Source organism: Cronobacter sp. JZ38 (assembly GCF_008932145.1).
In the GTDB taxonomy this organism is placed as follows: domain Bacteria; phylum Pseudomonadota; class Gammaproteobacteria; order Enterobacterales; family Enterobacteriaceae; genus Cronobacter; species Cronobacter muytjensii.
The window spans coordinates 3,503,397-3,526,751 of the sequence record NZ_CP017662.1 but is presented as its reverse complement, the minus strand read 5'-3'; the positions used below and the strand labels follow the sequence as shown (position 1 = coordinate 3,526,751).

Genomic DNA, 23,355 nt, shown 5'->3' with positions numbered 1-23,355 from the left:
ATGTTACGGGTTTCTCATCTGCATGCCAGTTTCGACGGCAAGCCCGCGCTTGCCGATATCAACCTGACGCTTAATGACGGCGAGCTGCTGGTGGTGCTTGGCCCGTCCGGCTGCGGAAAGACCACGTTACTGAATCTGATCGCCGGTTTTTTGCCGCTCACGGCCGGAAGCATTACGCTCGACGGCAAACCGGTCATCGGCCCCGGCGCTGACCGCGGCGTGGTGTTTCAGCATGAGGGGCTGCTGCCGTGGCGCAGCGTGCTGGATAACGTCGCGTTCGGGTTGCAGTTACAGGGCGTTGGGCGTGAAGAACGCCGCGAACGGGCCCGCCAGATGCTCGCGAAAGTGGGGCTTGAGGGCGCGGCTAACCGGTTTATCTGGCAGCTCTCCGGCGGTCAGCGCCAGCGCGTCGGCATCGCCCGGGCGCTCGCCGCCGATCCGCAACTGCTGCTGCTCGACGAGCCCTTCGGCGCGCTCGACGCCTTCACCCGTGAACAGATGCAGACGCTGCTGCTGCGCCTGTGGGCCGGGAGCGGCAAGAAAGTGCTGCTCATCACCCACGACATCGAAGAAGCGGTCTTTATGGCGACCGACTTAGTCCTCCTGTCGCCTGGGCCAGGCCAGGTGCAGGAGCGGCTACGGCTTGATTTCGCAAGGCGGTTTGTCGCAGGCGAACCGGCGCGCCGTATTAAATCCGACCCGGCGTTTATCGCCCGCCGCGAATATGTCCTGAACCGGGTCTTTGAATTACGGGAGAGCGCCGATGAGCGTACTGATTAACGATAACGCGGCGAGTCCGCCCACGCGCCGCCGTCGTGCGGCCCCCCGCCCGCTGGCGCTTAGCCTCGCCACGCTGGGCGCGCTGCTGGCGCTCTGGTGGGCGGCGACGGCGCTACAGCTTGTCAGTCCGCTGTTTCTGCCCGCGCCGCAACAGGTATTGCGCCAGCTGATGACCATCGCCGGGCCGCAGGGGTTTATGGACGCGACGCTCTGGGCGCACCTCGGCGCGAGCCTCGCGAGAATGCTCACTGCATTGCTGGCGGCGGCGCTTATCGGCATTCCGGTCGGCATCGCGATGGGGCTGAACCCGTCACTGCGCGCCATTCTCGACCCGCTGATTGAGCTTTACCGACCGATTCCGCCGCTCGCCTATCTGCCATTGATGGTTATCTGGTTCGGCATCGGCGAGACCTCCAAAGTGCTGCTTATCTACCTCGCGATTTTCGCGCCGGTGGCGATGTCGACGCTGGCGGGCGTCAAAAGCGCGCAGCAGGTGCGTATCCGCGCCGCGCAGTCGCTGGGCGCAAGCCGCTGGCAGCTACTCTGGCACGTGATTTTGCCCGGCGCGCTGCCGGAAATTTTAACCGGTCTGCGCATCGGGCTTGGCGTCGGCTGGTCGACGCTGGTCGCCGCCGAGCTTATCGCCGCCACGCGCGGGCTGGGATTTATGGTGCAGTCTGCCGGTGAGTTTCTGGCGACCGACGTGGTGCTGGCAGGGATCGCGGTGATAGCCCTGGTGGCCTTTATTTTAGAACTGGGGCTGCGCGCGCTGACGCGTCGGCTGACGCCCTGGCATGGAGAAACACAATGAGCGAACGCATTACTATTACGCCGCTGGGGCCGTACATCGGCGCTCAGGTATCCGATATCAATCTGGCGAAACCGCTGAGCGACAGCCAGTTCGAGCAGCTGTATCACGCGCTTATCCGCCATCAGGTGCTGTTTGTGCGCGATCAGCCCATCACGCCGCAGCAGCAGCGGGCGCTGGCGATGCGCTTTGGCGATCTGCATATTCACCCGGTCTATCCGCACGCCGAAGGCGTGGAGGAGATAATCGTGCTGGATACGCATAACGACAATCCGCCGGATAATGATAACTGGCACACCGACGTGACCTTTATCGACACGCCCCCCGCGGGCGCGATACTGGCGGCCAAACAGCTGCCTGCCAGCGGCGGCGACACGCTCTGGACGAGTGGCATCGCGGCGTTCGAGGCGCTCTCCGCGCCGTTGCGGACGCTGTTAAGCGGCCTGCGCGCCGAGCATGATTTCCGTAAATCTTTCCCGGAGTGGAAGCACATGAAAACGCAGGAGGAACACCAGCGCTGGCGCACGGCGGTAGAGAAAAACCCGCCGCTGCTCCATCCGGTGGTGCGTACGCATCCGGTGAGCGGCAAACAGGCGCTGTTCGTCAACGAAGGCTTTACGACGCGCATTGTGGATCTGTCGCCCAAAGAGAGCGAGGCGCTGCTGGGCTTTCTTTTCGCGCATATCACGAAGCCGGAATTCCAGGTGCGCTGGCGCTGGCGGGAGAACGACGTGGCGCTGTGGGATAACCGCGTGACGCAGCATTACGCCAACGCCGATTATCTGCCTGAGCGGCGCGTGATGCACCGCGCGACAATCTTAGGCGATAAGCCCTTTTACCGGGCCGGTTAATCAAAGGGCGCTGCGGCGCCCTCTCTTTTTACACTCGCTTGTACATTCGGTTACACGCCGATACCAATCACTCACGGAAGCGGCGGCGCGGCTTCTCTATAGTGATTTCCAGAGCCCCGACGCGGGGTAACTGAAAGCCAATTCGAGGGTAAAGAGATGAAAAAAGTATTAGCGCTGGTTGTTGCCGCCACTATGGGTCTGTCTGCTGCTGCGTTCGCGGCGGATAACACTGCCGCACCGGCTCCGGCCGCTGCGACCACCACCACCGCTGCGCCGGCAAAAGCGCCTGCGGCGAAAACGCACCACAAAAAAGCGCACAAGAAAGCGGTAGAGCAGAAAGCGCAGGCTGCGAAAAAACACCACAAGAAAGCCGCCGAACAGAAACCGGCTGCTGAGCAGAAAGCCCAGGCGGCCAAAAAGCACCACAAAAAAGCCGCCGGGCAGAAACCGGCCGCTGAGCAGAAAGCGCAGGCAGCCAAAAAGCACCACAAAAAAGCAGTAAAACACGACGCGGCTAAACCGGCTGCCCAGCCTGCTGCATAAGTCATACGATCCCCCAGTAATTAAAACACCCGGCTTGCCGGGTGTTTTTTTATGGGTGAAATGTGGGCTGAATGGTGGGTGCGCTGCGCTTACCCACCCTACAGAATTCACATCAGTTTTTTGTCGGGCGGGTAAGCGACGCGCACCCGCCGTTCGGGGTTTCTCGATCTCGTTCAGAAAGAGCGTCGGTATGAGGGAATATATACCAGGGCGGTGAACAGGTTCCGTTCGCCTTAAAGTCGCCTTCATATAGGCGCTTTGCTCACGCGAACGTGCAAAGGGGGCTCGCCGCCGCCCCCTTTGCAATCCCGGCTCCCGGCGGAAATCGGCCCTGAGGGGCCGATTTTTTTTAGCCGGAGCAAAACCATCCACCACCAACCGATTAACGCCCGGGCGGAAAAAAGGTGGGTGCGCTTCGCTTACCCACCCTACGATGAAAATGGTGTTGTTTGGAGGGCGGGTAAGCGACGCGCACCTGCCGTTCGGGGTTTCTCGATCTCGTTCAGAAAGAGCGTCGGTATGAGGGAATATATACCAGGGCGGTGAACAGGTTCCGTTCGCCATAAAGTCGCCTTCATATGGGCGCTTTGCTCACGCGAACGTGCAAAGGGGGCTCGCCGCCGCCCCCTTTGCAATCCCGGCTCCCGGCGGAAATCGGCCCTGAGGGGCCGATTTTTTTAGCCGGAGCAAAACCATCCACCTTACCAACCGATTAACGCCCGGGCGGAAAAAAGGTGGGTGCGCTGCGCTTACCCACCCTACGATTAGCGTGGTGCTGTTTGCATGGCGGGCGCGCCAATATACCGCTCCCGGCGCGACGCTTTAAGGCGCGTTAAATCGACCAGCACCAGGCCGTCCACGCAATCGCTGAACGCCGGATCGCTGCCGAAATCGATAAACTGCACGCCGCCTGGCTCGCAGAGCTCCGAATATTGCTTGTAGAGCGGTGGTATCCCGCAGCCCAGATTGCCGAGCAGCGACTTCAGGCGCGTCAAATCATCCTGATAATTCACGCCGCCGAACTGCGCCAGCGCCTCCGGCAGCGAAACCGGGTAAGGGCGGCGCGAGGCGGCGAGCGGATGCTGCGCCGGGAACCAGAGCCGGTAAAACGCCACCAGCAGATCGCGCGCGGCAGGCGGCAGGCCGCCTGAAATCGATACCGGCCCGAAGAGATAGCGGTACTGCGGGTAACGCGCCAGATACGCGCCGATGCCCGACCAGAGATAATCAAGCCCGCGCCGTCCCCAGTATTGCGGCTGGATAAAGCTGCGGCCAAGCTCGATCCCCTGGCTTAACACCTCATCCATCCGCTCGTCGTAGTGAAAGAGGCTGTAGCTGTAAAGCCCCTGCGGCCCGCGCAGCGCCACCTGCTGCGCCGTCGGGATAAAGCGATACGCGCCGACTATCTCCAGCGCCGCGTCATCCCATAACACCAGATGCCAGTAGTCATCGTCATACGCATCGGTATCGCGGCGCTTGCCGCTGCCTTCGCCCACGGCGCGAAAGGCGATTTCACGCAGCCGCCCGAGCTCGCGCAGCACCGGCGCCTCTTCCATGCCGTTGCGTCGCCACAGATAAATGGTTTTGCCGTCCGGCGTCTTGCCGAGGGTCTCGGCACTGGCCAGCGCCCGACGCAGCACCGCCCGGTCTTCCGGGCGCGCAATGGCGCATTCCGTTTTAAAACAGCCTTTTTGCCCTTTGCCGAGGCGCGAAACGTGCAGGCGAAAACGCGCCGCCATCTCGCGCGGCGGCGTGTTTGCATCATGCCAGGCGCTCCAGGGAATGCGCTCGCCAATATTCACCGGCAGCGACGTGCCGCGTTTGCGGAACATCTCGCGGATTAGCATCAACATGGCGAGCGGCGGGGCGATAAGGGCAGCGCCGTAGAAGGCCAGACTGTTGCGCCCGGCGATATGCACCGGCAAAACCGGCGCGCGGTAACGGCTTGCGAGCTTCACAAATCCGGCGTTCCAGTCGCCATCCTGGATGCCCTCCATGCCGGGGCGCGACACTTCGCCGGACGGGAAGAAAATCAGCGCGCCGCCGCGCTCCAGATGCGCTTCCATCTCTTTAATCGCGGTTTTGCGGGTGCGGTTGCCGATATTGTCGACGGCGATAAAGAGCGACGAGAGCGGCTCCAGATGGCTTAGCATCCTGTTTGCCACCACGCGCACGTCGCGCCGCACGCGGGAAATGGCGTAGAGCAGCGCCAGCCCGTCGGCGGTGCCGGTCGGGTGGTTGGCGACGACGACCAGCGGGCCGTTGTCCGGAATTTGCTCCAGCGCGCGCGCCGGCAAATCGCAGCGAATATCAAGATGCTCCAGCACCTGCTCGACCATATCGAGCCCTTTAAGGTGGCGATGGCGGGCGGCAAAAGCCTGAAATTCGTGTTCATACAGCAGGCGCTTAAGCGTTTTTTTAAGCCAGGGGGCGGGGGTTTTCTGCGGGTAGAGATCGTCCAGAACGTTGTCGATGCTAAACACGGTTGTGTCTCCTCGGGAACCGTCTGCGAACAGTGATAGACCCGGAAGATGACGCCAGCATGTCAGGGGCGTGAAGGAACGGTCACAGCGCGGGGGGCGCAGGGAAAACGGCGGCGGGCAGAGCGCCCGCCGCGGCAGGTCAGAGAATGTTTTTCTCGGCCAGATCGAGCGCGAAATAGCTGAAGATGAGATCCGCGCCCGCGCGCTTGATAGCGCCGAGGCTTTCCAGGACCACTTTTTCTTCGTCGATCGCGCCCGCCTGAGCGGCGAATTTGATCATCGCGTATTCACCGCTCACCTGATAAGCGCCAAGCGGCAGGCTGGTGCGCTCGCGCACGTCACGCAGGATGTCGAGATACGCGCCCGCCGGTTTGACCATCAGCGCGTCGGCGCCTTCGGCTTCGTCCAGCAGCGATTCGCGGATCGCTTCGCGGCGGTTCATCGGGCTCATCTGATAGGTTTTACGATCGCCTTTCAGCGCGGTGCCGGCGGCTTCGCGGAACGGGCCGTAGAAGGATGAGGCGAATTTGGTGGAATAGGAGAAAATCGCGGTGTCGGTGAAGCCTGCCGCGTCCAGCGCCTGGCGAATGGCTTTCACCTGGCCGTCCATCGCGGCGGAAGGGGCGATAAAGTCAGCGCCCGCCGCGGCAGCCACCACGGCCTGACGTCCCAGATTGGTGAGCGTCGCGTCGTTATCCACGCCGTGCTCACACAGCACGCCGCAGTGCCCGTGGGTGGTGTATTCGCAAAAACAGGTGTCCGACATCACGATCATTTCCGGCACCGCGTCTTTGGCGATACGCGACATGCGCGCCACCAGCCCGTTTTCATTCCAGGTGTCGCTGCCGCACTCATCGGTATGATGCGAAATGCCGAACGTCATCACGGAGCGGATACCCGCCTTCGCGATGCGCTCGATTTCACGGGCGAGATATTTTTCTGGAATACGCATCACGCCAGGCATGGCGGCGATCGGTTTGTAGTCGTCCAGCTCTTCCTCAACGAAAATCGGCAGCACCAGATCGTTGCGGCTTAACGTGGTTTCTTCAAACATGGCGCGCAGCGAGGCGGACTGGCGCAGGCGGCGCGGGCGGGAACTCAATGAAAAATCGGCCATAATTGCTTCTTATCAGAGAAATGGGACAGGCTTTATTTTAACCCGAAACAGGGGTGGATGTTTGACGATTGTGGGCGCTAAACCGCGCGCCGTCGCGCAGAGCAGGGCCTGCCGGGGGGAAAGCGCGGACAGACCCTGACGCGCGCCGGTTATTCCCGCGCTTTTAACAGCTCGACGAGGCGCTCCAGCGCAAACACTGCGGCCTGATCGATAACGGTTTTTGGATCGCCGTTAAAGTGGCGTTTTTCCGCCACGGTTTCCTGGCCCGGCATTCCCCAGCCGAACCACACGGTGCCGGGCGGCGTGCCGTCTTCACCGCCAGATGGCCCGGCGTAGCCGCTCACGGACAGGCTGACATCTTCGCCGGAGCGCGCGCGCGCGCCTGCCGCCATTTCATGCACCGTCTGCTCGCTGACGGCGGTGTAGAGGCGCAGCGTCTCTTCTTTCACGCCCAGCATGCGCTGCTTGGCTTCATTGGTGTAAGTGATAAAACCGCTCGAATAAAACGCAGTGGTGTCTTCGGTGGCGCACAGCGTGTAAGTGATAAGCCCGCCGGTGCAGGACTCCGCGGTCGCCAGGCGTAGCCCGCGCTGGCTGAGATAAATGCCGGCCTGTTTTGCGGCGTGCTGAAGTTTTTCGTTCATTCGATTCATTTTCTCCATGCCATTGAGATATTCACATTATAGATGAGTATCCCGCAGTGAATGTGAAAAGTACCGGGAGCGCAGCGGCACCTGTATTTTATAACCGGTGGCTATGTTATTTATTGGAACAATAAGAGTTATATTTTTATCTCAATAAACCATTGCTTTTTTTATGACGGAATCATGAGGTTTTCTCGCAGGCAAGGCAGCAAAAGGAGCGGGGGGATATTCGCTGCTCTGAATTAAATAACCAAAAAGTTTGAATTCATACAATCCGTAAAGAAGAATTGAACCTTTAATTTCCCGATGTGCATAATTTTGCCGTTAATACACTCCGCTTGTATTACGGCAAACCATTTGATGGACCAACTTTGTGACGTCCCTGAGGAGGGATGATAAATGCACTCCTGGAAAAAGAAACTTGTAGTCTCACAATTAGCCGTGGCCTGCACGATGGCTATCGCTTCTCAGGCATCCGCCGCCACGGATATTTCAGGCAAAAGCTACGACACGTTTTATTATGACGGCGGCATTATGTATCAGGGTTATGTCGGCTATGACTATGGCGCTGATTATTATAACGGCAATATTTATCCGCAAATTTCCGGCGCGCAGGTCGACGGTGTTATTTCCACCTGGTATCTCGACGACGGTACCAGTAATAATAGCAACCGCAACGCCCTGACCATTAAGGACAGTACCATTCACGGGATGATTACCTCCCAGTGCATGACTGATAATTGCGATAATCGTACCGGAGATTACCTCTATAATCGTCTCGCCTTAACGGTCGATAATTCAACTATTGACGATGATTTCGAACACTACACTTATTATAACGCCGACGATAAAACCACCGCCTCTCAGGATATTTACAATCTCGGCACCGCGATTACGCTTGATCAGGAATCCGATCTGGTTATCCAGAATAACTCCCACGTTGCCGGTATTACGCTGACGCAGGGTTATGAATGGGAAGATAATCAGGACGTCACTTCCGCGACTGGCGCAAATAGCGGCGAAATTTTTAATAACACCATAGCGGTGACAGATTCTGTGTTGAGCTCTGGCTCATGGACCGATGAAGGCACCGATGGTTTTTACGGCCATACCGGTAAGGCCAGCGATTACGATAACGCTATTACCGCTGACGATATCGCACTGGCCGTTGTCGCTAACGCCAGCGCCGATAACGCGATGCAAACCACCGCCTCTTTCGATCGCTCAACCATTAACGGCGACATCTACTTCGAAAGCACGTTCGACGAGAATTTCGGGGGGTATGACCGCACCACGCTTGATGCCGACGGCAATCCGGTTACGACGCATGTCAACGCGTATGACGTGAACGGCGACGGCACGCTCGATTCCAACGGCTGGGATGACACTGACCGCCTGGACGTCACGCTGACGAATGGCAGCAAATGGGTGGGCGCGGCTGTCTCCAATGTGGAGGCGACCGCCGAGCTTTATGACTATCAGCCGAACAGCCTCTGGCCGGGCTCTACCTATGGCATCGAAAACGACGACACGGCGTTTAACGAAGCGGGCCACGTGACGGGCAACGAGGTTTACCAGAGCGGTATTTTCAACGTGACGCTGCAAAACGGCTCCGAATGGGACACCCGCAAAGCCTCGAACATCGACGCGCTGGTCGTGGATAACGTTTCGCAGGTGAACGTGGAAAGCTCATCGCTGCTGGCGGATTCTATTGCCCTGACTAATGCTTCCACGCTGAATATCGGCGACGGCGGCGCAGTCGCGACTGACTCGCTGACGCTGGATAGCGGCAGTGAAGCGACGCTGACGGAAGAAACCGCCTCGCTGTACGCCAACACGCTGACCGTCGATAACGGCGCGCAGCTGAATCTGGGTCTGGGCCAGGTGGACGCCGACCAGGTGGTGCTGACCGACGGCGGCGTGCTGAACGTGGCGAGTCGTGACTATGTGCTGGACGCGTCGCTTGGCAACGCGCGCTACGTCACCAACGATCCGCACCAGAAAGATTATGACGACGGCGTGATCGCGCTGAATTCCGATGGTCATCTGGCGGTCAACGGCGATGTGTCAGGCAACTACCGGGTGCGTATCGATAACGCGACCGGCGCGGGCGCGATCGCGGATTACAAAGGCAATGAAGTGCTGCGCGTGTACGACGATAACGACGCGACCACCGCGCGCTTTACCGCCGCCAACAACGCCGATCTGGGCGCGTACACTTACGAGGCCAGCCAGCAGGGCGATACCGTGGTGCTGAAACAGCGCGAGCTGACCGACTACGCGAATATGGCGCTGAGCATTCCTTCCGCCAATACCAATATCTGGAACCTGGAGCAGGATGTGTTGAGCACGCGTCTCGCGCAGGGCCGCCACAGCGCGGCGGATACCGGCGGTGCGTGGGTAACCTACTTCGGCGGTAACTTTAACGGCGATACCGGCGAGCTGAGCTATGACCAGGATGTGAACGGTCTGATGGTCGGCCTCGATAAACAGGTGGATGGCAATAATGCGAAATGGATGCTGGGCGCTGCGGCGGGCTTTGCGAAAGGCGACATGGACGATCGCACCGGGAGCGTTGATCAGGACAGCCAGTCCGCGCGTCTGTACGCCTCCGCGCAGTTCGCCAACAACGTGTTCCTCGACTCCAGCCTGAGCTACAGCCATTTCAGCAACGATCTGAGCGCGGTCATGAGCGACGGCCAGGCGGTCTCTGGCGATATCTCATCCGACGCCTGGGGCTTCGGGCTGAAACTGGGTTACGACTGGGCGTTTAATCCGCAGGGTTACCTGACGCCTTACGCCAGCGTTTCCGGGCTGTTCCAGGACGGCGACGGCTATCAGCTGAGCAACGATATGCGCGTCAACAGCCAGTCTTATGACAGCCTGCGCTATGAGCTGGGCGCAGATCTCGGTTACACGTTCAGCTATGGCAACGACCAGGCGTTCACCCCGTATGCGAAACTGGCTTACGTCTATGACGACGCGAACGATAACGATGCCGACGTAAACGGCGACAATATCGATAACGGCGTGGAAGGCTCTGCGGTTCGCGCGGGCCTCGGCGGCAAATTCAGCTTCACCAAAAACTTCAGCGCCTATGCCGACGGCAACTACCTCGGCGGCGGCGACGTTGAGCAGGACTGGGCGGCCAACGTGGGCGTCAAATATACCTGGTAATCATGTTAGTTAGCGTCAAAAGCTGCCTGTCCCGCGCGGACAGGCAGTTCCTATTAACACACCTGAAATGGATATCTCGCGTGTTAGATCTGGTAAAACCCCTTCATCATCTCGATGCCCTTCAGCGTCATCTCGGCCCGGCAGGAACGCCCTTTGACATTGACGCCCACTGCGAACTGTCGTTTTTCAACGAACAGGGCGAGCCGCAGTGCTGGTTTTTTAAGGAGGGTAGCCTCAATCTCTGGCGTGAACAAAACCGCATTCATGTCGATTTAATGACCTCGCCGCTTTATTTAAGCTTTTCCGACGCGGTGATCCCCGAGCCGCTGCGCTATACGCTGATGACCGAAACACCGTGTCGCGGCTTTCGGATGCCGGTGCGCCGGGCGATAGAAATCATCGAACATCGTCAGCTGTGGAAATCGTTCTGCCACTGGCAGACATGGCTGATGCGTTCGTTTGAGTGGCGCGACGCGCATTTTATCGGCACCACGACCTATTCGCAGATCCGCGCCACGCTGTTGACGATGGCGAGATGGAGCCCGGAACTGCGCGCCCAGATAGGCGTTATCCATCATATTCAGAATCACACCCATATTTCCCGCTCGGTCATCGCCGAAGTGCTCGCTGAGCTTCGCAAGGGCAAGTACATTGAAATGCAGAAGGGAAAGCTGGTGGCGGTGAATAAACTGCCGCTCAACTACTGAAAAAGTACGGCGCCGCAGAGGCGCCGTTTTTGAGATTACGATCCCGGCGTTTGCAGCGGTTTGTTGCCGCTCAGCTCGGTCACCAGATCGTTGATGCCGTCGCTCATGTTAGTAAAGCGCGTCAGCGGGGAGCGAGTCACCACCACGAACGCGCCGATGTTATGCTGCGGCACCATCGCCATGTAGGTGATAAAGCCGCCGCCGCCGCCGGTTTTCTGAATAATGCCAGGGCGTCCGGCTTTCGGAGCCATATAGACCCAGCCAAGACCGAGCGCGTCCGCTTTGCCCGGCACGTCCATTCCCACCACTTTCGTGAGCTGCGTGCGCTGATAAATCAGCGTCTGCATCCGGTCGGCCTGCGCGCTGCGACGGTGGAAATCGGACGCCAGGAACTGCTGCATCCAGCGCATCATGTCATCCGGCGTGGAATAGACGCCGCCGCTGCCAATCGCCGCCAGCGTGTTATTGCACGGGCTGGCGCCTTTTTCGGCCACCATCAGGCGCTTGCACTGATCCGGCGAGGGCGTAAACGTGGTGTCTTTCATGCCGAGCGGACGGGTTATCTGCTCTTCGAACAGCTGCGTATAAGGCTTGCCCGCCGCGTTCGCCAGCGCGTCAGCCAGAAGATCAAAGGCGAGGTTGGAATAGGCCGCCGTGGCGCCAGGGGCGGCTTTTAGCGTCGCGGTGGAGAGCCACTCCCAGCGCTGCTGGCGCGTCGGCCAGACAAACACCGGGCGTTTCGCCGCGCCGCCAGGCTGTTCGCGGGGCAGGGCGCTGGTATGCGTGGCGAGGTTCACCAGCCGGATAGGCTCGCCCTGATACGTCGGCACGCGCGCGCCGGGCGGGGCGTAGCGGCTGAGCGGATCGTCAAGCCGCACCACGCCCTGATCGAGCATTTTCACCAGCATTTCGCTGGTCATCAGTTTGGTGAGCGAGGCGATACGGATAACCGAGTCGAGCTGCGGGCGAACGTTATTGCCGGGGCGCGTTTCGCCGAAGCTTCTGAATACGCGCTGGTTACCGTCAATCACCACAATCGCCATGCCGGTCGCGCCGCTGCCATAGAAAATATGGTTGGCGTAACGGTCGACAATATCGGACGCAAAGACCGGGTCGGGCGAAGTTTGCGCGGCATGAGCCGCAGAAAAGGCCGCGCTAATCAGCAGGGCGCAGGAGAGCAGACAACGTTTCAACGAAGCAATCCATTCAGTGAGCGGGGATAGAGGGTATTTATACTACTGCGCGCAGATCTGCAAAGGCCGGAAAAGCACGCCCGCGTGCGAAAAAACGTAACGACGCGTAACAGCTCGTTTTTTTGCGCTAATTTTTTGTGCAATCGGCACCACTTCGCCTGTGGTAACCTCCTGCTTTCCCCAGAAGGAGTGCGCGATGTCTGTACCAAAGGTTGTGATGGTTATCGATATGCAAAACGGCGTTTTCGCGACGCCACGTTTTGACCGGGAAGGGCGCGTCGCCCGCATTAATCAGCTGATGGCGGGGGCAGAGCAGGTCATTATCATTCAGCACGCCGAGGCGGGCGGGCTGGAAGAGGGGACAGCCGGGTTTGCGGTGTTGCCAACACTCAACGTACCCGCAAACGCCCTGCGGGTGACGAAAACCGCCTGCGACGCCTTCTGGCGCACGCCGCTTGAGGCGCTACTGCGCGAGCATAACGTCGACGCGTTCGTGGTATGCGGCTGCGCCAGCGACTACTGCGTGGATACCACTATCAAACAGGCCGCGAGCCGCGGCTTTCGCGTTACCATCGCCGGGGATGCGCACACCACCGCCGATCGTACTGCCGCCACCGCGCCGGCGCTCATCGAGCATTACAACGAGATGTGGCGCAACCTGACGATGCCGGGCAATCCGCTGCGCGTGCTGAGTACCGGGGAGATCCTCACTGCGTGGCAGGCGAACTAACGCGCTTGCGGTCTGTCTCACCACGGCGCGAGCGTGGGCCGCGCCGTTACACTTTCAGAAACAATCGGGGCGGTGCGCTGGCCGCTCGTCGGGTTACACTCAACGCCCCTGTCGCGAGGGCAGGGCTGCGGTCATACAGCAACAGCAAAACAAGAATATTTGCAGGAGTGATTGATGTTTAAATCCTTTTTTCCTCGTCCCACCGCGTTTTTTCTTTCAGCGCTGGTCTGGGCGATGATTGCCGTGGTCGTCTGGCAACTGGGTGGCGACTGGCTTAGTGAACGGCTCGGCGTGGCGGGCGAACTGCCCATCAGCGCGGCTCGTTTCTGGTCGGGCAGTTTTCTGCTTTTCTACGCGTATTACGCGCTCTGCGTGGGGCTGTTCGCCGCCTTCTGGCGCTTTTACAGCCCGCACCGCTGGCAGCGCTGGTCGGTGCTGGGATCGGCGCTGCTGATCTTCGTCACCTGGTTTATGGTGGAACTGAGCGTTGCCATTAACGCCTGGTACGCGCCGTTTTTCGATCTGATCCAGACCGCGCTCGGCGCGCCGAATAAAGTCAAAATCGGCCAGCTCTACAGCGGGCTTACGGTGTTTCTCGGCATTGCGCTTATTTACGTGACGGTGGGCGTGCTGAATAACTTTTTCATCAGCCATTACATCTTCCGCTGGCGTACCGCCATGAACGAATACTATATGGAGCACTGGCAGCGGCTGCGCCATATCGAAGGCGCCGCGCAGCGCGTTCAGGAAGACACCATGCGTTTCGCCTCAACGCTTGAAGATATGGGCGTGTCGCTGCTGAAAGCCGTAATGACGCTGATTGCGTTTCTGCCGGTGCTGGTGGCGCTCTCGCCGCACGTGAAAGAACTGCCGGTGGTGGGCGCCGTGCCTTATGGGCTGGTATTTGCCGCGATCGTCTGGGCACTGATCGGCACCGGGCTGCTGGCGCTCGTTGGGATCAAGCTGCCGGGGCTGGAGTTTCGCAACCAGCGGGTCGAGGCCGCCTATCGTAAAGAGCTGGTGTATGGCGAAGACGATCCGACGCGTGCCGATCCGCCGACAGTACAGGCGCTGTTCAGCAATGTGCGCTACAACTATTTCCGGCTCTATTTTCACTACACCTATTTCAATATCGCCCGGATCCTCTACCTGCAAGTGGATGCGATTTTCGGCCTGTTTTTGATGTTCCCGTCGATTGCGGCAGGGAGCATTACGCTGGGTCTGATGTCGCAAATAGGCAACGTGTTTGGTGAAGTACGCGGCGCGTTCCAGTATTTAATTAACTCCTGGACAACGCTGGTGGAGCTGATGTCTATCTACAAACGTCTGCGCAGCTTTGAGCGAACGCTAAACGATCGGCCTGAGCCGCAACACGAACCGCAGGAAGCGATGTAACGCGCGCTGCCGCTGCGTCTTCGGAGCGATCCGCTTTTCGCGGCGGCAAAAACGTGGCAGGGTAAACGGCCTGAACCCAGCCTGACAGGATTATCATGGCCGCCACGCTTGCCTTGCCCGCTCGTTTTCGTCCCCTTACGCTCGCCGCCCTGCTGGCGCTGGCGGGCTGTACCAGCCAGACCTCAACCACAGAAAAGGGCGCGAAGCCGCTCGACGTGCGCGCCGTGGTGAAGCAGAAAATGCCCGCCAGCGTGAAAGACCGGGACGGCTGGGCGCGCGATATCGCCCGCGCGTTTGAAATGCAGAAGATAACGCCCAGCGAAGAGAACATCTGTTCAGTGCTGGCGGTGGCGGAGCAGGAGTCGAATTATCAGGCCGATCCGCAGGTGCCGGGGCTTGGCAAGATTGCCTGGAAGGAGATAGAGCGCCGCGCCGGTAAGTTGCATATTCCCGCTTTCGTGGTGCGCACCGCGCTGCTGATTAAATCCCCTAATGGCAAAAGCTACAGCGAACGGCTCGATAACGTGAAGTCTGAACGTGAGCTGAGCGCGATTTTCGACGATTTCATCGGCATGGTGCCGCTCGGCCAGACGCTGTTCGGCAACCTGAACCCGGTGCATACCGGCGGGCCAATGCAGGTGAGTATCGCCTTTGCCGAAGCGCACGCGCGCGGTTACCCGTATGATATCGACGGCACGCTGCGCCAGGAGGTCTTTACGCGGCGCGGCGGCCTCTGGTTCGGCATCTGGCATTTGCTTAACTACCCGGCGGATTACTCGCGCCCGCTCTATCGCTTCGCCGATTTCAACGCCGGCTGGTACGCGAGCCGCAACGCGGCGTTTCAGAATGCGGTCAGCAAAGCGAGCGGCGTGAAGCTGGCGCTGGACGGTGATGTCATTCGTTACGACAGCAGCGAGCCGGGCGCTACCGAAAATGCGGTGCGTAAACTGGCGGGCAGGCTGGACATGAGCGAGAGCGCGATTCATCGCGCGCTGGCGAAAGGGGATAGCGAAGATTTCAGCGACAGCGAGCTTTATAAAAAGGTGTTTGCGCTGGCGGACAAACGCGCCGGTAAGGCGCTTCCACGCGAGTTACTGCCGGGTATTCAACTGGAAAGCCCGAAGATCACGCGTAAGCTCACCACGGCGTGGTTTGCAAAGCGCGTGGACGACCGTCGGGCACGCTGTATGAGTAAAGATTAAAGGCGATGACGTCGCAGGCGGAAGAAAAACGCCATGACCATCGCAAAGACGCAGCCTGCCAGAAACGGCACCAGCGCGAACACGGTGCCGACCGCGAGTCCCATTTTGATTTGGGGACGGCCGTTTTCCTGCATCTGCATCAGATTATCCAGAACGCCTGGCGCATGCACCACGACATTCAGGAGTTGCGCGCCAACCCAGAAAGAGAACAACACAAACAGCGCGTAAGCGAGGTTGCCCAGCGCGGACGATCTTCCAGGTTTCCCGGCGATTATGGGTTTGGGTAACGATATCTCAGCCATACAGACCTCCGGGGTGTTCGACCTTCGTACTGGCGTGACGCCAGGTGCTACAGGGGAAGTTTGGCAGGAGATTTTATTTGTCAATATCGGATTCGTGGTAATTTGGCGGGCAGATTACTCCTGAATGTCAAAATTATGTCGATTCTCACATTTCTGTAACTGCGTTAATAAATGGTTAACATTCAGACTTTTCCTGCTCTCCGCGCGCAGCTCGATGGCCCACAGATATTCCGGTTTCTGACGCTTTTCGGCGTTTTTTAAGCGTAACCGTAACGCGCTTCACACCGCGCGACGCGGGCCACAGACAGGCGTCAGGGGATATGCGAAGATGCTTTTTTTGACGCTTTCGGAGTAACCATGCAACTCTCTGCCAAAATTCGCCGTGACTGGCACTATTACGCGGTCGCGCTGGGCCTGATTTTTATTATGAACGGCGTGATTGGCCTGCTGGGGTTTGAAGCGAAAGGCTGGCAAACCTATGCGGTGGGGCTGGTGACCTGGGTTATCTGCTTCTGGATAGCGGGCTTTATTATCCGCCGTCGCCCCGAAGAACCGGGCGCGGCGGAAGAGTAACGCTTTAACCGGTGATGGAGCTTTTCAGCGACGCGTCGGCGCGATGACGCTCCAGCGCCAGTTCAATCAGGCGGGTGATCAGTGCCTGGTAACCGATGCCGCTCGCCTGCCACAGTTTCGGATACATGCTGATATTGGTAAAGCCCGGCAGCGTGTTGATCTCATTTATAATCACCTCGTTTTCCGGCGTCAGGAAAACGTCCACGCGCGCGAGGCCAGCGCACTCCAGCGCCTGAAACGCGCGCACGGCGATGGCTCGGATCTTCTCGTTGATCTCAGGCGCGATATCGGCAGGCACCACCACGCGGGCAGCCTGATCGTCGATGTATTTGGTGTCGTAAGAGTAAAACTCGCTGTTGACCACGATCTCGCCGCAGGTGCTCGCCTGAGGATCCTCGTTGCCCAGCACCGCGCACTCGATCTCACGGCCCTGAATGCCGGTTTCCACCACCACTTTATGATCGAATTCAAAGGCCAGCGCCACGGCGGCGTGGAACTGCGCCTCGTCGTTGACTTTACTGACGCCGACCGATGAGCCCTGGTTCGCCGGTTTGACGAACAGCGGCAGGCCCAGCTGCGCTTTAACCTCGGCGAAGGTGATGCGCTGGCGGTTTGCGCGGGTAAGGGTAATAAACGGCGCGACGGCGAGACCGGCGTCGCGCAGCAGTCGCTTGGCGACGTCTTTATCCATGCTGACCGCCGAACCCAGCACGCCTGCGCCGACAAACGGAATATTCGCCATGCGCAGCATCCCTTGCAGGGAACCATCTTCGCCGAGCGTGCCGTGAACGATGGGGAAAATCACATCCAGTTGCGGCAGCGCCTGGCGGTTGTCAGAATCAATCAGCTGCTGCGCTTGCTGGCCTGGGATCAGCGCGACGTTTTTCTCCGAGCGGTGCAGGGCGATGCGCGCCGGGTTATCGGCATTCAGCAGATAGTGCGACGCGTCGTTAACATGCCACTGGCCTTGTTTATCAATGCCAAGCAGCACCACGTCGAATTTTTCTTTATCAATCGCATCGACGATATTTTTCGCCGACTGAAGCGACACTTCGTGCTCCGCCGATTTTCCGCCAAACACAATGCCCACGCGCAGTTTTGCCATTTTTACAACCATCCTCAAAGCAGACGAAAGTCCACAACATAGCACGCCCGGCAGGCGGATTCATGTGGTTCGTCGCCACGCAGCGCGAAGCGGTTATACTTTGATTTTGTGTCTGGTTTTCTGGCGGTGGCATGGCGAAAAAAGGGATAGCGATGGTAACGACCCTGGCGTTAACGGCGCTGGCAGGCGTCTGGCTGTATGATTCTCTGCCCGCCTGGTACAACCCCTTCGCGCCACTCTCGCCGCTCGATCCGCCGACGATGGTGACGCGCTACAAACTGCGCCAGATGGCGAAAAATCCGCAGGCGTGTCTGGCGCTACTCGACGAAGCCCGTAAGCGGGACATGATCCAGTACCGCGTCCAGGCATCGACCCGGGGCGACTGCCCGCTGAATTCGCCGGTGCGGGTGCAAAGCTTCGGCGAGGTGAAACTTAGCAGTTCGTTTCTCGCAAGCTGCCCGCTGGCGCTCAGCAGCGCCATGTATGTGCAGCAGCAGGCGAAACCCATCAGCGCCTCTGTGATGGGCAGCCCGCTGGTGCGCATCGACCACTACGGCAGTTACGCCTGTCGCAATATCTATCATCGCGCTAATGCGCGTTTAAGCGAACACGCGACGGCGGACGCGCTGGATATCAGCGCCTTTCGTTTTGCCAACGGCCAGCAGATAAGCGTGCTGAAAGGCTGGAAGGAGAGCGGCCCGCGCGGCGAGACGCTGCGCGCGCTGTTCGGCCAGAGCTGTCTCTACTTCGGCAACGCGCTGGGGCCGGACTATAACGCGGCGCACGCCAACCATTTTCACTTAGGCATGCGCGGTTTTGGCATTTGCCGCTAAGGATAATCGTCGGCGCAGGCGGCGCTCTGGTGTGATAAATGTCACAAACGATTTTATATTAATAATAAGCATCCAAAATATCTCAGGCCGCACTGATGGGCATATGTCTTTTGGCACATCCTGATACTCTTATACTTCATCGACTTACAGAAAGCAGATAGCGCGCGTATGGAATCCTGGAAGGTTAATCTTATCTCCGTCTGGTTTGGCTGTTTTTTTACCGGCCTTGCTATCAGTCAAATCCTTCCGTTTTTGCCGCTGTATGTCGCCGAGCTCGGCGTGCAGTCGCACGAGGCGCTGTCGCTCTGGTCAGGGCTGACGTTCAGCGTCACCTTTCTCGTCTCCGCGTTTGTCTCGCCGCTCTGGGGAAGCCTCGCCGACCGCAAAGGCCGCAAGCTGATGCTGCTGCGCGCCTCGCTTGGCATGGCAGTAGCTATCCTGTTGCAGGCGTTCGCGACCAGCGTCTGGCAGCTCTTCGCGCTGCGCGCGCTGATGGGGCTCACCTCCGGGTATATCCCTAACGCGATGGCGCTGGTGGCCTCGCAGGTGCCGCGCGACCGCAGCGGCTGGGCGCTCAGTACGCTTTCCACCGCGCAAATAAGCGGCGTGATTTTAGGCCCGCTGATGGGCGGTTTCCTCGCTGACAGCGTCGGGCTGCGCCCGGTCTTTTTGATAACCGCGCTGCTGCTGATGATAAGCTTCGCGGTAACGTTATTTCTGATTAAAGAGGGTGCCCGTACAGCGCTTTCCAGAAGCGAACAGCTTAGCGGCAAAGCCGTGTTCGCCTCGCTTCCGGCGCCGTGGCTGGTGGTGAGTCTGTTTATCACTACGATGGTCATTCAGCTCTCTAACGGCTCCGTCAGTCCCATTCTGGCGCTGTTTATCAAAGAGCTGACGCCGGACAGCAGCAATATCGCCTTTTTAAGCGGGATGATCGCGGCGGTGCCTGGTGTGTCGGCACTGCTGAGCGCGCCTCGCCTCGGGCGGCTTGGCGACCGCATCGGCACTGCGCGGGTGCTGATGGCGACGCTGGTGGTCGCGGTCGTGCTCTTTTTCGCCATGTCGTTCGTCACCTCGCCGCTACAGCTCGCGGTGCTGCGTTTTCTGCTCGGCTTTGCCGACGGCGCGATGTTCCCGGCGGTGCAGACGCTGCTGGTGAAATACTCCTCCGATAACGTGACCGGACGTATATTTGGGTACAACCAGTCGTTTATGTATCTCGGCAACGTGCTGGGGCCGCTGATGGGGGCCGGGATCTCCGCTGCCGCCGGTTACCGTTGGGTTTTTATCGCCACGGCGATAGTGCTGCTGCTGAACGTGTGGCAATTTGCCGCAGCCTTAAGACGTAACGCAAAAGCTGTAAATAATTAAACTGCCGCCGCGCGGGGGAATTAATTTCTTACGTCAGGCCGCTGTTAAGCGAGGGCGGATAATCGTTTTCTTAGCGGTATTGCTTTATTCCAGTCAGTAAAACGTTTCGCTCACGGGAATTTTTTGTGGCGCCGCACAAAACCGATGCGCCATTAAAAAAAGCCGCTGCGATCACTAGGCAACCCCGACGGCTAATGATAACTTCTCAGCAACAATTTCACGGGAAGACAGTGATGAAAAACCTTATAGCTGAGTTGCTGGTCAAGCTTGCAGAAAAGGAAGAAGAGTCTAAAGAGCTGGTGGCGCAGGTCGAGGCTCTGGAGATTGTCGTCACCGCCTTGCTGCGTCATCTGGATAACGAAACGCAACAGACGCTGATTGCGAGCGTGGAAGGGGCGCTCGAAGGCGTACAGCCGGACAGCCACATTCCGCAGCGCGATACCGAACTGCTCCAGCAATACGTAAAAAAGCTGCTGCGGCACCCCAGATCATAAACAGGTGAAGGGGGAGCCGCGTTATTTTTCTGTCACATGATTGCGCTACGCTTGGGACACAGCGTTATTCGCCAGCGCTATTTTCAGGAGGCGTTATTCCCGTTATGCGCATCAGGAAATACCCTGCGATACTGCCATTATTTTCAGCCCCTCTCTCCCTTTGTCGCGCGCTTTATCCTGCAGGTATGGCGCTTTTGTAATAATAACTTTACCGTATCACGCTTTCGTTAATTACGGCCGCCTCTTCTTTATCAGCGCAGCTATTTTTATGTGCGTCATAAGATTATTGTCTGGCTGACAAATACGACGACAGAAATAACCGGCTGCGATTTTTCTCTCTTACTTTTATATAGCGGCGGCTGGCGGCTGTACTCTCTGTGCTCGCCTGCCGATGGCGCGCCGTTTTCCGGCGGGTTAAAACGCCGCCAGCCTCTCTGACGGAAACAGGAAACTCTCTGATTGTCCATGAGAGAAACGGCGGATTAACGTTGTGTTGTTTTAAAAATATGGCGCTTTATCACATTAATTCCCACCATGCGGGGATATAGCGCGAGGTGAAGCGATTTTTCGGTTTTATAACCTGCATCACAAAACATTACTTCACAGCAATTTTATCCATATCTTCGCCGTTTCCCGCCTGACCGCTCAGCGGCGTTGCCACTACCGTTATGAAGATGGCCGATTGCCTTTAACGGGAGAAAAAAGATGTCCTCGGTAAGTGAAGTCACGCCTGCTGCCAGCGCTCAGGAACGTAAAGCGCGCCGCATGAACCTGTTTGTTTCTGTTTCTGCCGCTGTCGCGGGCCTGCTGTTTGGCCTGGATATCGGCGTTATCGCCGGGGCGCTGCCCTTTATCACCGATCATTTCAGCTTAAGCAGCCGCGCCCAGGAATGGGTAGTGAGCAGCATGATGCTCGGGGCAGCGCTGGGCGCGCTGTTTAACGGCTGGCTCTCCTCGCGGCTCGGGCGTAAATACAGCCTGCTGGCGGGCGCCGTGCTGTTTATTTTCGGATCGCTCGGATCCGCGTTTGCGCATTCGCTGGAAGTGCTGCTCGCCGCCCGTGTGATCCTCGGTATCGCGGTCGGGATCGCCTCCTACACCGCGCCGCTATACCTCTCGGAGATGGCGTCCGAGAAAGTGCGCGGCAAGATGATAAGCCTGTATCAGCTAATGGTGACGCTCGGCATTCTGCTGGCGTTTCTGTCTGATACCGCGCTCAGTTACAGCGGCAACTGGCGCGCCATGCTGGGTGTGCTGGCGCTGCCCGCCGTGATCCTGCTGGTAATGGTGGTGTTTTTGCCGAACAGTCCCCGCTGGCTGGCAGCCAAAGGGATGCATATCGAGGCGGAAAATGTACTGCGGATGCTACGCGACACCTCGGAAAAAGCGCGCGAGGAGCTTAACGAAATTCGCGAAAGCCTGAAGGTGAAGCAGGGCGGCTGGGCGCTGTTTACCGCCAACCGCAACGTGCGCCGCGCCGTGTTTCTTGGGATGTTGTTGCAGGCGATGCAGCAATTTACCGGTATGAACATCATTATGTATTACTCGCCGAAGATCTTTCAGATGGCGGGGTTCGCCAGCACCGAACAGCAGATGATCGCAACCGTCGTGGTGGGGCTTACCTTTATGCTCGCCACGTTTATCGCGGTGTTTACCGTGGATAAAGCAGGGCGCAAACCGGCGCTGAAAATCGGCTTCAGCGTGATGGCGCTCGGCACGCTGGTGCTCGGCTACTGCCTGATGCAGGTCGACCGGGGGCAGATCTCCACCGGTATTTCGTGGCTGTCCGTCGGCATGACCATGATGTGTATCGCGGGCTACGCCATGAGCGCCGCGCCAGTGGTGTGGATTTTATGCTCGGAAATTCAGCCGCTGAAGTGCCGCGATTTTGGCGTCACCTGTTCGACCACGACCAACTGGGTATCGAACATGATTATCGGCGCCACCTTCCTGACGCTTATCGATCATATCGGCGCGGCGGGCACGTTCTGGCTTTATACGGCGCTGAACATCGCCTTTGTCGGCGTCACGTTCTGGCTTATCCCGGAAACCAAAAACGTCACGCTCGAACATATCGAGAAAAACCTGATGTCTGGCAAGAAACTGCGCGATATCGGGCAGTGAGCCAACAAAAAGGGCTACCGCGGGTAGCCCTTTGTTTTTTAGCCCTTGCTGAGCTTTTCCGATTTGGCCATGCACTGGGCCATCGCTTCAATCACGGCGGCGCGCATGCCGCGCTCTTCCAGTACCCGCACCGCCTCGATGGTCGTACCGCCTGGCGAGCAGACCATATCTTTCAGCTCGCCCGGATGTTTGCCGGTCTCCAGCACCATTTTCGCCGAGCCCATCACCGCCTGCGCGGCGAATTTATAAGCCTGCGCGCGCGGCATACCGCCAAGCACGGCCGCGTCGGCCATTGCCTCGATAAACATAAAGACATACGCCGGCGCGGAACCACTCACGCCCACCACCGGATGGATCAGGTACTCCGCCACCACTTCCGCCTCGCCGAAGCTTCGGAACATCGCGAGCACATTCTGGATATCTTCGTCGCTGGCGAGCGCGTTCGGGGTGATGGAGGTCATACCGGCACCCACCAGCGACGGCGTGTTCGGCATGGTGCGGATAATTTTGCGATCGTGTCCCAGCACGGTTGCGAGCTGGTCAAGCGTGATACCGGCAGCGATAGAGACCACCAGCGAATCTTTGTTCAGACTGGAGGCGATATCGCTCATCACTTTCAGCATGATGTTGGGCTTCACCGCGCCGATGACGATATCCGCCGCCTGAGCGACCTCCTGCGCGCTGGAGGCGGTATTAACGCCATATTCCTGCTTCAGCGCCGCCTGGCTCTCTTCAGAGGGCGTATACACCCAGACGTTCTCCGCCCGCGCCTGGCCGCTCGCCAGCAGCCCGCCAAGAATCGCCTTGCCCATATTGCCGCAACCGATAAAGCCTGTTTTCTTCTCCACAGCATCACTCCGTTTTATCGCGTCCAGAATCACAAGGGGTATAGCTTAACGCGCTTTCAGGCAATCCGTTAAGGC

21 protein-coding genes are annotated in these 23,355 nt (G+C 58.7%); 14 read left to right on the top strand and 7 right to left on the bottom strand.

Going from position 1 to position 23,355, the window contains the following annotated elements; translation table 11 throughout:
- From tauB to asr, 4 genes are all read left to right on the top strand, one after another.
- Window positions 1-780 carry a taurine ABC transporter ATP-binding subunit gene (tauB, locus tag BJP61_RS16715; RefSeq protein WP_171998737.1) on the top strand — a complete coding sequence of 260 codons (780 nt, stop codon included), beginning with the start codon at window positions 1-3 and terminating at the stop codon, window positions 778-780.
- Window positions 764-1,591: a taurine ABC transporter permease TauC gene (tauC, locus tag BJP61_RS16710; RefSeq protein ID WP_038864422.1), complete on the top strand. Its 828-nt coding sequence runs from the start codon at window positions 764-766 to the stop codon at window positions 1,589-1,591. The genes tauB and tauC overlap by 17 nt, the downstream gene beginning before the upstream one ends.
- Window positions 1,588-2,439, top strand: coding sequence for a taurine dioxygenase (tauD, locus tag BJP61_RS16705; protein WP_171998734.1), 852 nt, complete (start codon window positions 1,588-1,590; stop codon window positions 2,437-2,439). The genes tauC and tauD overlap by 4 nt, the downstream gene beginning before the upstream one ends.
- Before the next feature lie 156 nt (window positions 2,440-2,595).
- Window positions 2,596-2,982 (top strand): acid resistance repetitive basic protein Asr, encoded by a 387-nt coding sequence (gene asr / locus BJP61_RS16700; RefSeq protein WP_075194025.1) that lies wholly within the window; start codon window positions 2,596-2,598, stop codon window positions 2,980-2,982.
- 764 nt (window positions 2,983-3,746) lie between these two features.
- Here asr and BJP61_RS16695 read toward each other — a convergent pair.
- The 3 genes from BJP61_RS16695 to BJP61_RS16685 form a co-directional block, all read right to left on the bottom strand.
- Complete coding sequence (locus BJP61_RS16695) at window positions 3,747-5,465, bottom strand: GNAT family N-acyltransferase (RefSeq protein WP_038864418.1); 1,719 nt, start codon at window positions 5,463-5,465, stop codon at window positions 3,747-3,749.
- A 139-nt stretch (window positions 5,466-5,604) separates the two neighbouring features.
- Window positions 5,605-6,582 (bottom strand): porphobilinogen synthase, encoded by a 978-nt coding sequence (gene hemB / locus BJP61_RS16690; protein WP_038864417.1) that lies wholly within the window; start codon window positions 6,580-6,582, stop codon window positions 5,605-5,607.
- A gap of 149 nt (window positions 6,583-6,731) precedes the next feature.
- Window positions 6,732-7,226: a nicotinamide-nucleotide amidohydrolase family protein gene (locus BJP61_RS16685; protein ID WP_038864416.1), complete on the bottom strand. Its 495-nt coding sequence runs from the start codon at window positions 7,224-7,226 to the stop codon at window positions 6,732-6,734.
- 399 nt (window positions 7,227-7,625) lie between these two features.
- On the opposite strand from BJP61_RS16685, the gene BJP61_RS16680 reads away from it, so the two are divergent.
- Both BJP61_RS16680 and BJP61_RS16675 read left to right on the top strand, forming a co-directional pair.
- Complete coding sequence (locus tag BJP61_RS16680; protein ID WP_171998732.1) at window positions 7,626-10,403, top strand: autotransporter outer membrane beta-barrel domain-containing protein; 2,778 nt, start codon at window positions 7,626-7,628, stop codon at window positions 10,401-10,403.
- Between the two features lie 80 nt (window positions 10,404-10,483).
- Window positions 10,484-11,110 (top strand): helix-turn-helix domain-containing protein, encoded by a 627-nt coding sequence (locus tag BJP61_RS16675; protein WP_038864414.1) that lies wholly within the window; start codon window positions 10,484-10,486, stop codon window positions 11,108-11,110.
- 35 nt (window positions 11,111-11,145) lie between these two features.
- Here BJP61_RS16675 and ampH read toward each other — a convergent pair whose 3' ends face one another.
- Window positions 11,146-12,303 carry a D-alanyl-D-alanine-carboxypeptidase/endopeptidase AmpH gene (gene ampH / locus BJP61_RS16670; RefSeq protein ID WP_038864413.1) on the bottom strand — a complete coding sequence of 386 codons (1,158 nt, stop codon included), beginning with the start codon at window positions 12,301-12,303 and terminating at the stop codon, window positions 11,146-11,148.
- Window positions 12,304-12,499: 196 nt separating this feature from the next.
- Here ampH and BJP61_RS16665 point away from each other — a divergent pair, with 196 nt between their 5' ends.
- The 3 genes from BJP61_RS16665 to BJP61_RS16655 all read left to right on the top strand — a co-directional run bounded on the left by BJP61_RS16665 (window position 12,500) and on the right by BJP61_RS16655 (window position 15,630).
- The gene (locus BJP61_RS16665; protein ID WP_171998730.1) at window positions 12,500-13,033 is read left to right on the top strand and encodes an isochorismatase family protein; all 534 of its coding nucleotides are present in this window, start codon (window positions 12,500-12,502) and stop codon (window positions 13,031-13,033) included.
- Window positions 13,034-13,207: 174 nt separating this feature from the next.
- Window positions 13,208-14,428 (top strand): peptide antibiotic transporter SbmA, encoded by a 1,221-nt coding sequence (gene sbmA / locus BJP61_RS16660; RefSeq protein WP_038864411.1) that lies wholly within the window; start codon window positions 13,208-13,210, stop codon window positions 14,426-14,428.
- A 95-nt stretch (window positions 14,429-14,523) separates the two neighbouring features.
- Window positions 14,524-15,630, top strand: coding sequence for a DUF1615 domain-containing protein (locus tag BJP61_RS16655; RefSeq protein ID WP_038864410.1), 1,107 nt, complete (start codon window positions 14,524-14,526; stop codon window positions 15,628-15,630).
- Here BJP61_RS16655 and BJP61_RS16650 read toward each other — a convergent pair.
- The gene (locus tag BJP61_RS16650) at window positions 15,627-15,932 is read right to left on the bottom strand and encodes a DUF2755 family protein (RefSeq protein ID WP_038864409.1); all 306 of its coding nucleotides are present in this window, start codon (window positions 15,930-15,932) and stop codon (window positions 15,627-15,629) included. The genes BJP61_RS16655 and BJP61_RS16650 overlap by 4 nt on opposite strands.
- A gap of 357 nt (window positions 15,933-16,289) precedes the next feature.
- Here BJP61_RS16650 and BJP61_RS16645 point away from each other — a divergent pair, with 357 nt between their 5' ends.
- Entirely contained in the window at window positions 16,290-16,505 is a 216-nt protein-coding gene (locus BJP61_RS16645) for a DUF2754 family protein (RefSeq protein ID WP_038864408.1), read from the top strand.
- Between the two features lie 4 nt (window positions 16,506-16,509).
- On the opposite strand, the gene ddlA is transcribed toward BJP61_RS16645, so the two are convergent.
- Entirely contained in the window at window positions 16,510-17,610 is a 1,101-nt protein-coding gene (gene ddlA / locus BJP61_RS16640) for a D-alanine--D-alanine ligase (RefSeq protein ID WP_038864407.1), read from the bottom strand.
- Between the two features lie 131 nt (window positions 17,611-17,741).
- Here ddlA and BJP61_RS16635 point away from each other — a divergent pair, with 131 nt between their 5' ends.
- The 4 genes from BJP61_RS16635 (at window position 17,742) to BJP61_RS16620 (ending at window position 22,432) form a co-directional block, all read left to right on the top strand.
- A complete protein-coding gene (locus tag BJP61_RS16635; protein WP_171998728.1) occupies window positions 17,742-18,443 on the top strand; it encodes an extensin family protein in 702 nt (233 codons plus the stop codon).
- Window positions 18,444-18,611: 168 nt separating this feature from the next.
- The gene (locus BJP61_RS16630) at window positions 18,612-19,814 is read left to right on the top strand and encodes a multidrug efflux MFS transporter (protein ID WP_038864405.1); all 1,203 of its coding nucleotides are present in this window, start codon (window positions 18,612-18,614) and stop codon (window positions 19,812-19,814) included.
- 233 nt (window positions 19,815-20,047) lie between these two features.
- Window positions 20,048-20,308, top strand: a complete 261-nt coding sequence (gene iraP, locus BJP61_RS16625; RefSeq protein ID WP_038864404.1) for an anti-adapter protein IraP — start codon at window positions 20,048-20,050, stop codon at window positions 20,306-20,308.
- 705 nt (window positions 20,309-21,013) lie between these two features.
- On the top strand, window positions 21,014-22,432 hold the full coding sequence (locus tag BJP61_RS16620) for a sugar porter family MFS transporter (RefSeq protein WP_171998726.1): 1,419 nt from the start codon (window positions 21,014-21,016) through the stop codon (window positions 22,430-22,432).
- Between the two features lie 38 nt (window positions 22,433-22,470).
- Here the strand turns inward: BJP61_RS16620 and proC are convergent, their stop codons facing one another.
- Entirely contained in the window at window positions 22,471-23,280 is an 810-nt protein-coding gene (gene proC, locus BJP61_RS16615) for a pyrroline-5-carboxylate reductase (RefSeq protein WP_038864401.1), read from the bottom strand.
- Window positions 23,281-23,355 lie beyond the last annotated feature (75 nt).

What these genes read in the sequence shown, in the direction of transcription:
- BJP61_RS16680 (WP_171998732.1), top strand. Translation starts at nt 7,626, where the DNA reads ATGCACTCCTGGAAAAAGAAACTTGTAGTCTCACAATTAGCCGTGGCC.
- tauC (WP_038864422.1), top strand. Translation starts at nt 764, where the DNA reads ATGAGCGTACTGATTAACGATAACGCGGCGAGTCCGCCCACGCGCCGC.
- BJP61_RS16620 (WP_171998726.1), top strand. Translation starts at nt 21,014, where the DNA reads ATGTCCTCGGTAAGTGAAGTCACGCCTGCTGCCAGCGCTCAGGAACGT.
- iraP (WP_038864404.1), top strand. Translation starts at nt 20,048, where the DNA reads ATGAAAAACCTTATAGCTGAGTTGCTGGTCAAGCTTGCAGAAAAGGAA.
- sbmA (WP_038864411.1), top strand. Translation starts at nt 13,208, where the DNA reads ATGTTTAAATCCTTTTTTCCTCGTCCCACCGCGTTTTTTCTTTCAGCG.
- BJP61_RS16665 (WP_171998730.1), top strand. Translation starts at nt 12,500, where the DNA reads ATGTCTGTACCAAAGGTTGTGATGGTTATCGATATGCAAAACGGCGTT.
- hemB (WP_038864417.1), bottom strand. Translation starts at nt 6,582, where the DNA reads ATGGCCGATTTTTCATTGAGTTCCCGCCCGCGCCGCCTGCGCCAGTCC.
- BJP61_RS16655 (WP_038864410.1), top strand. Translation starts at nt 14,524, where the DNA reads ATGGCCGCCACGCTTGCCTTGCCCGCTCGTTTTCGTCCCCTTACGCTC.
- tauB (WP_171998737.1), top strand. Translation starts at nt 1, where the DNA reads ATGTTACGGGTTTCTCATCTGCATGCCAGTTTCGACGGCAAGCCCGCG.
- asr (WP_075194025.1), top strand. Translation starts at nt 2,596, where the DNA reads ATGAAAAAAGTATTAGCGCTGGTTGTTGCCGCCACTATGGGTCTGTCT.
- BJP61_RS16650 (WP_038864409.1), bottom strand. Translation starts at nt 15,932, where the DNA reads ATGGCTGAGATATCGTTACCCAAACCCATAATCGCCGGGAAACCTGGA.
- ddlA (WP_038864407.1), bottom strand. Translation starts at nt 17,610, where the DNA reads ATGGCAAAACTGCGCGTGGGCATTGTGTTTGGCGGAAAATCGGCGGAG.
- BJP61_RS16645 (WP_038864408.1), top strand. Translation starts at nt 16,290, where the DNA reads ATGCAACTCTCTGCCAAAATTCGCCGTGACTGGCACTATTACGCGGTC.
- BJP61_RS16635 (WP_171998728.1), top strand. Translation starts at nt 17,742, where the DNA reads ATGGCGAAAAAAGGGATAGCGATGGTAACGACCCTGGCGTTAACGGCG.
- BJP61_RS16630 (WP_038864405.1), top strand. Translation starts at nt 18,612, where the DNA reads ATGGAATCCTGGAAGGTTAATCTTATCTCCGTCTGGTTTGGCTGTTTT.
- tauD (WP_171998734.1), top strand. Translation starts at nt 1,588, where the DNA reads ATGAGCGAACGCATTACTATTACGCCGCTGGGGCCGTACATCGGCGCT.
- BJP61_RS16685 (WP_038864416.1), bottom strand. Translation starts at nt 7,226, where the DNA reads ATGAACGAAAAACTTCAGCACGCCGCAAAACAGGCCGGCATTTATCTC.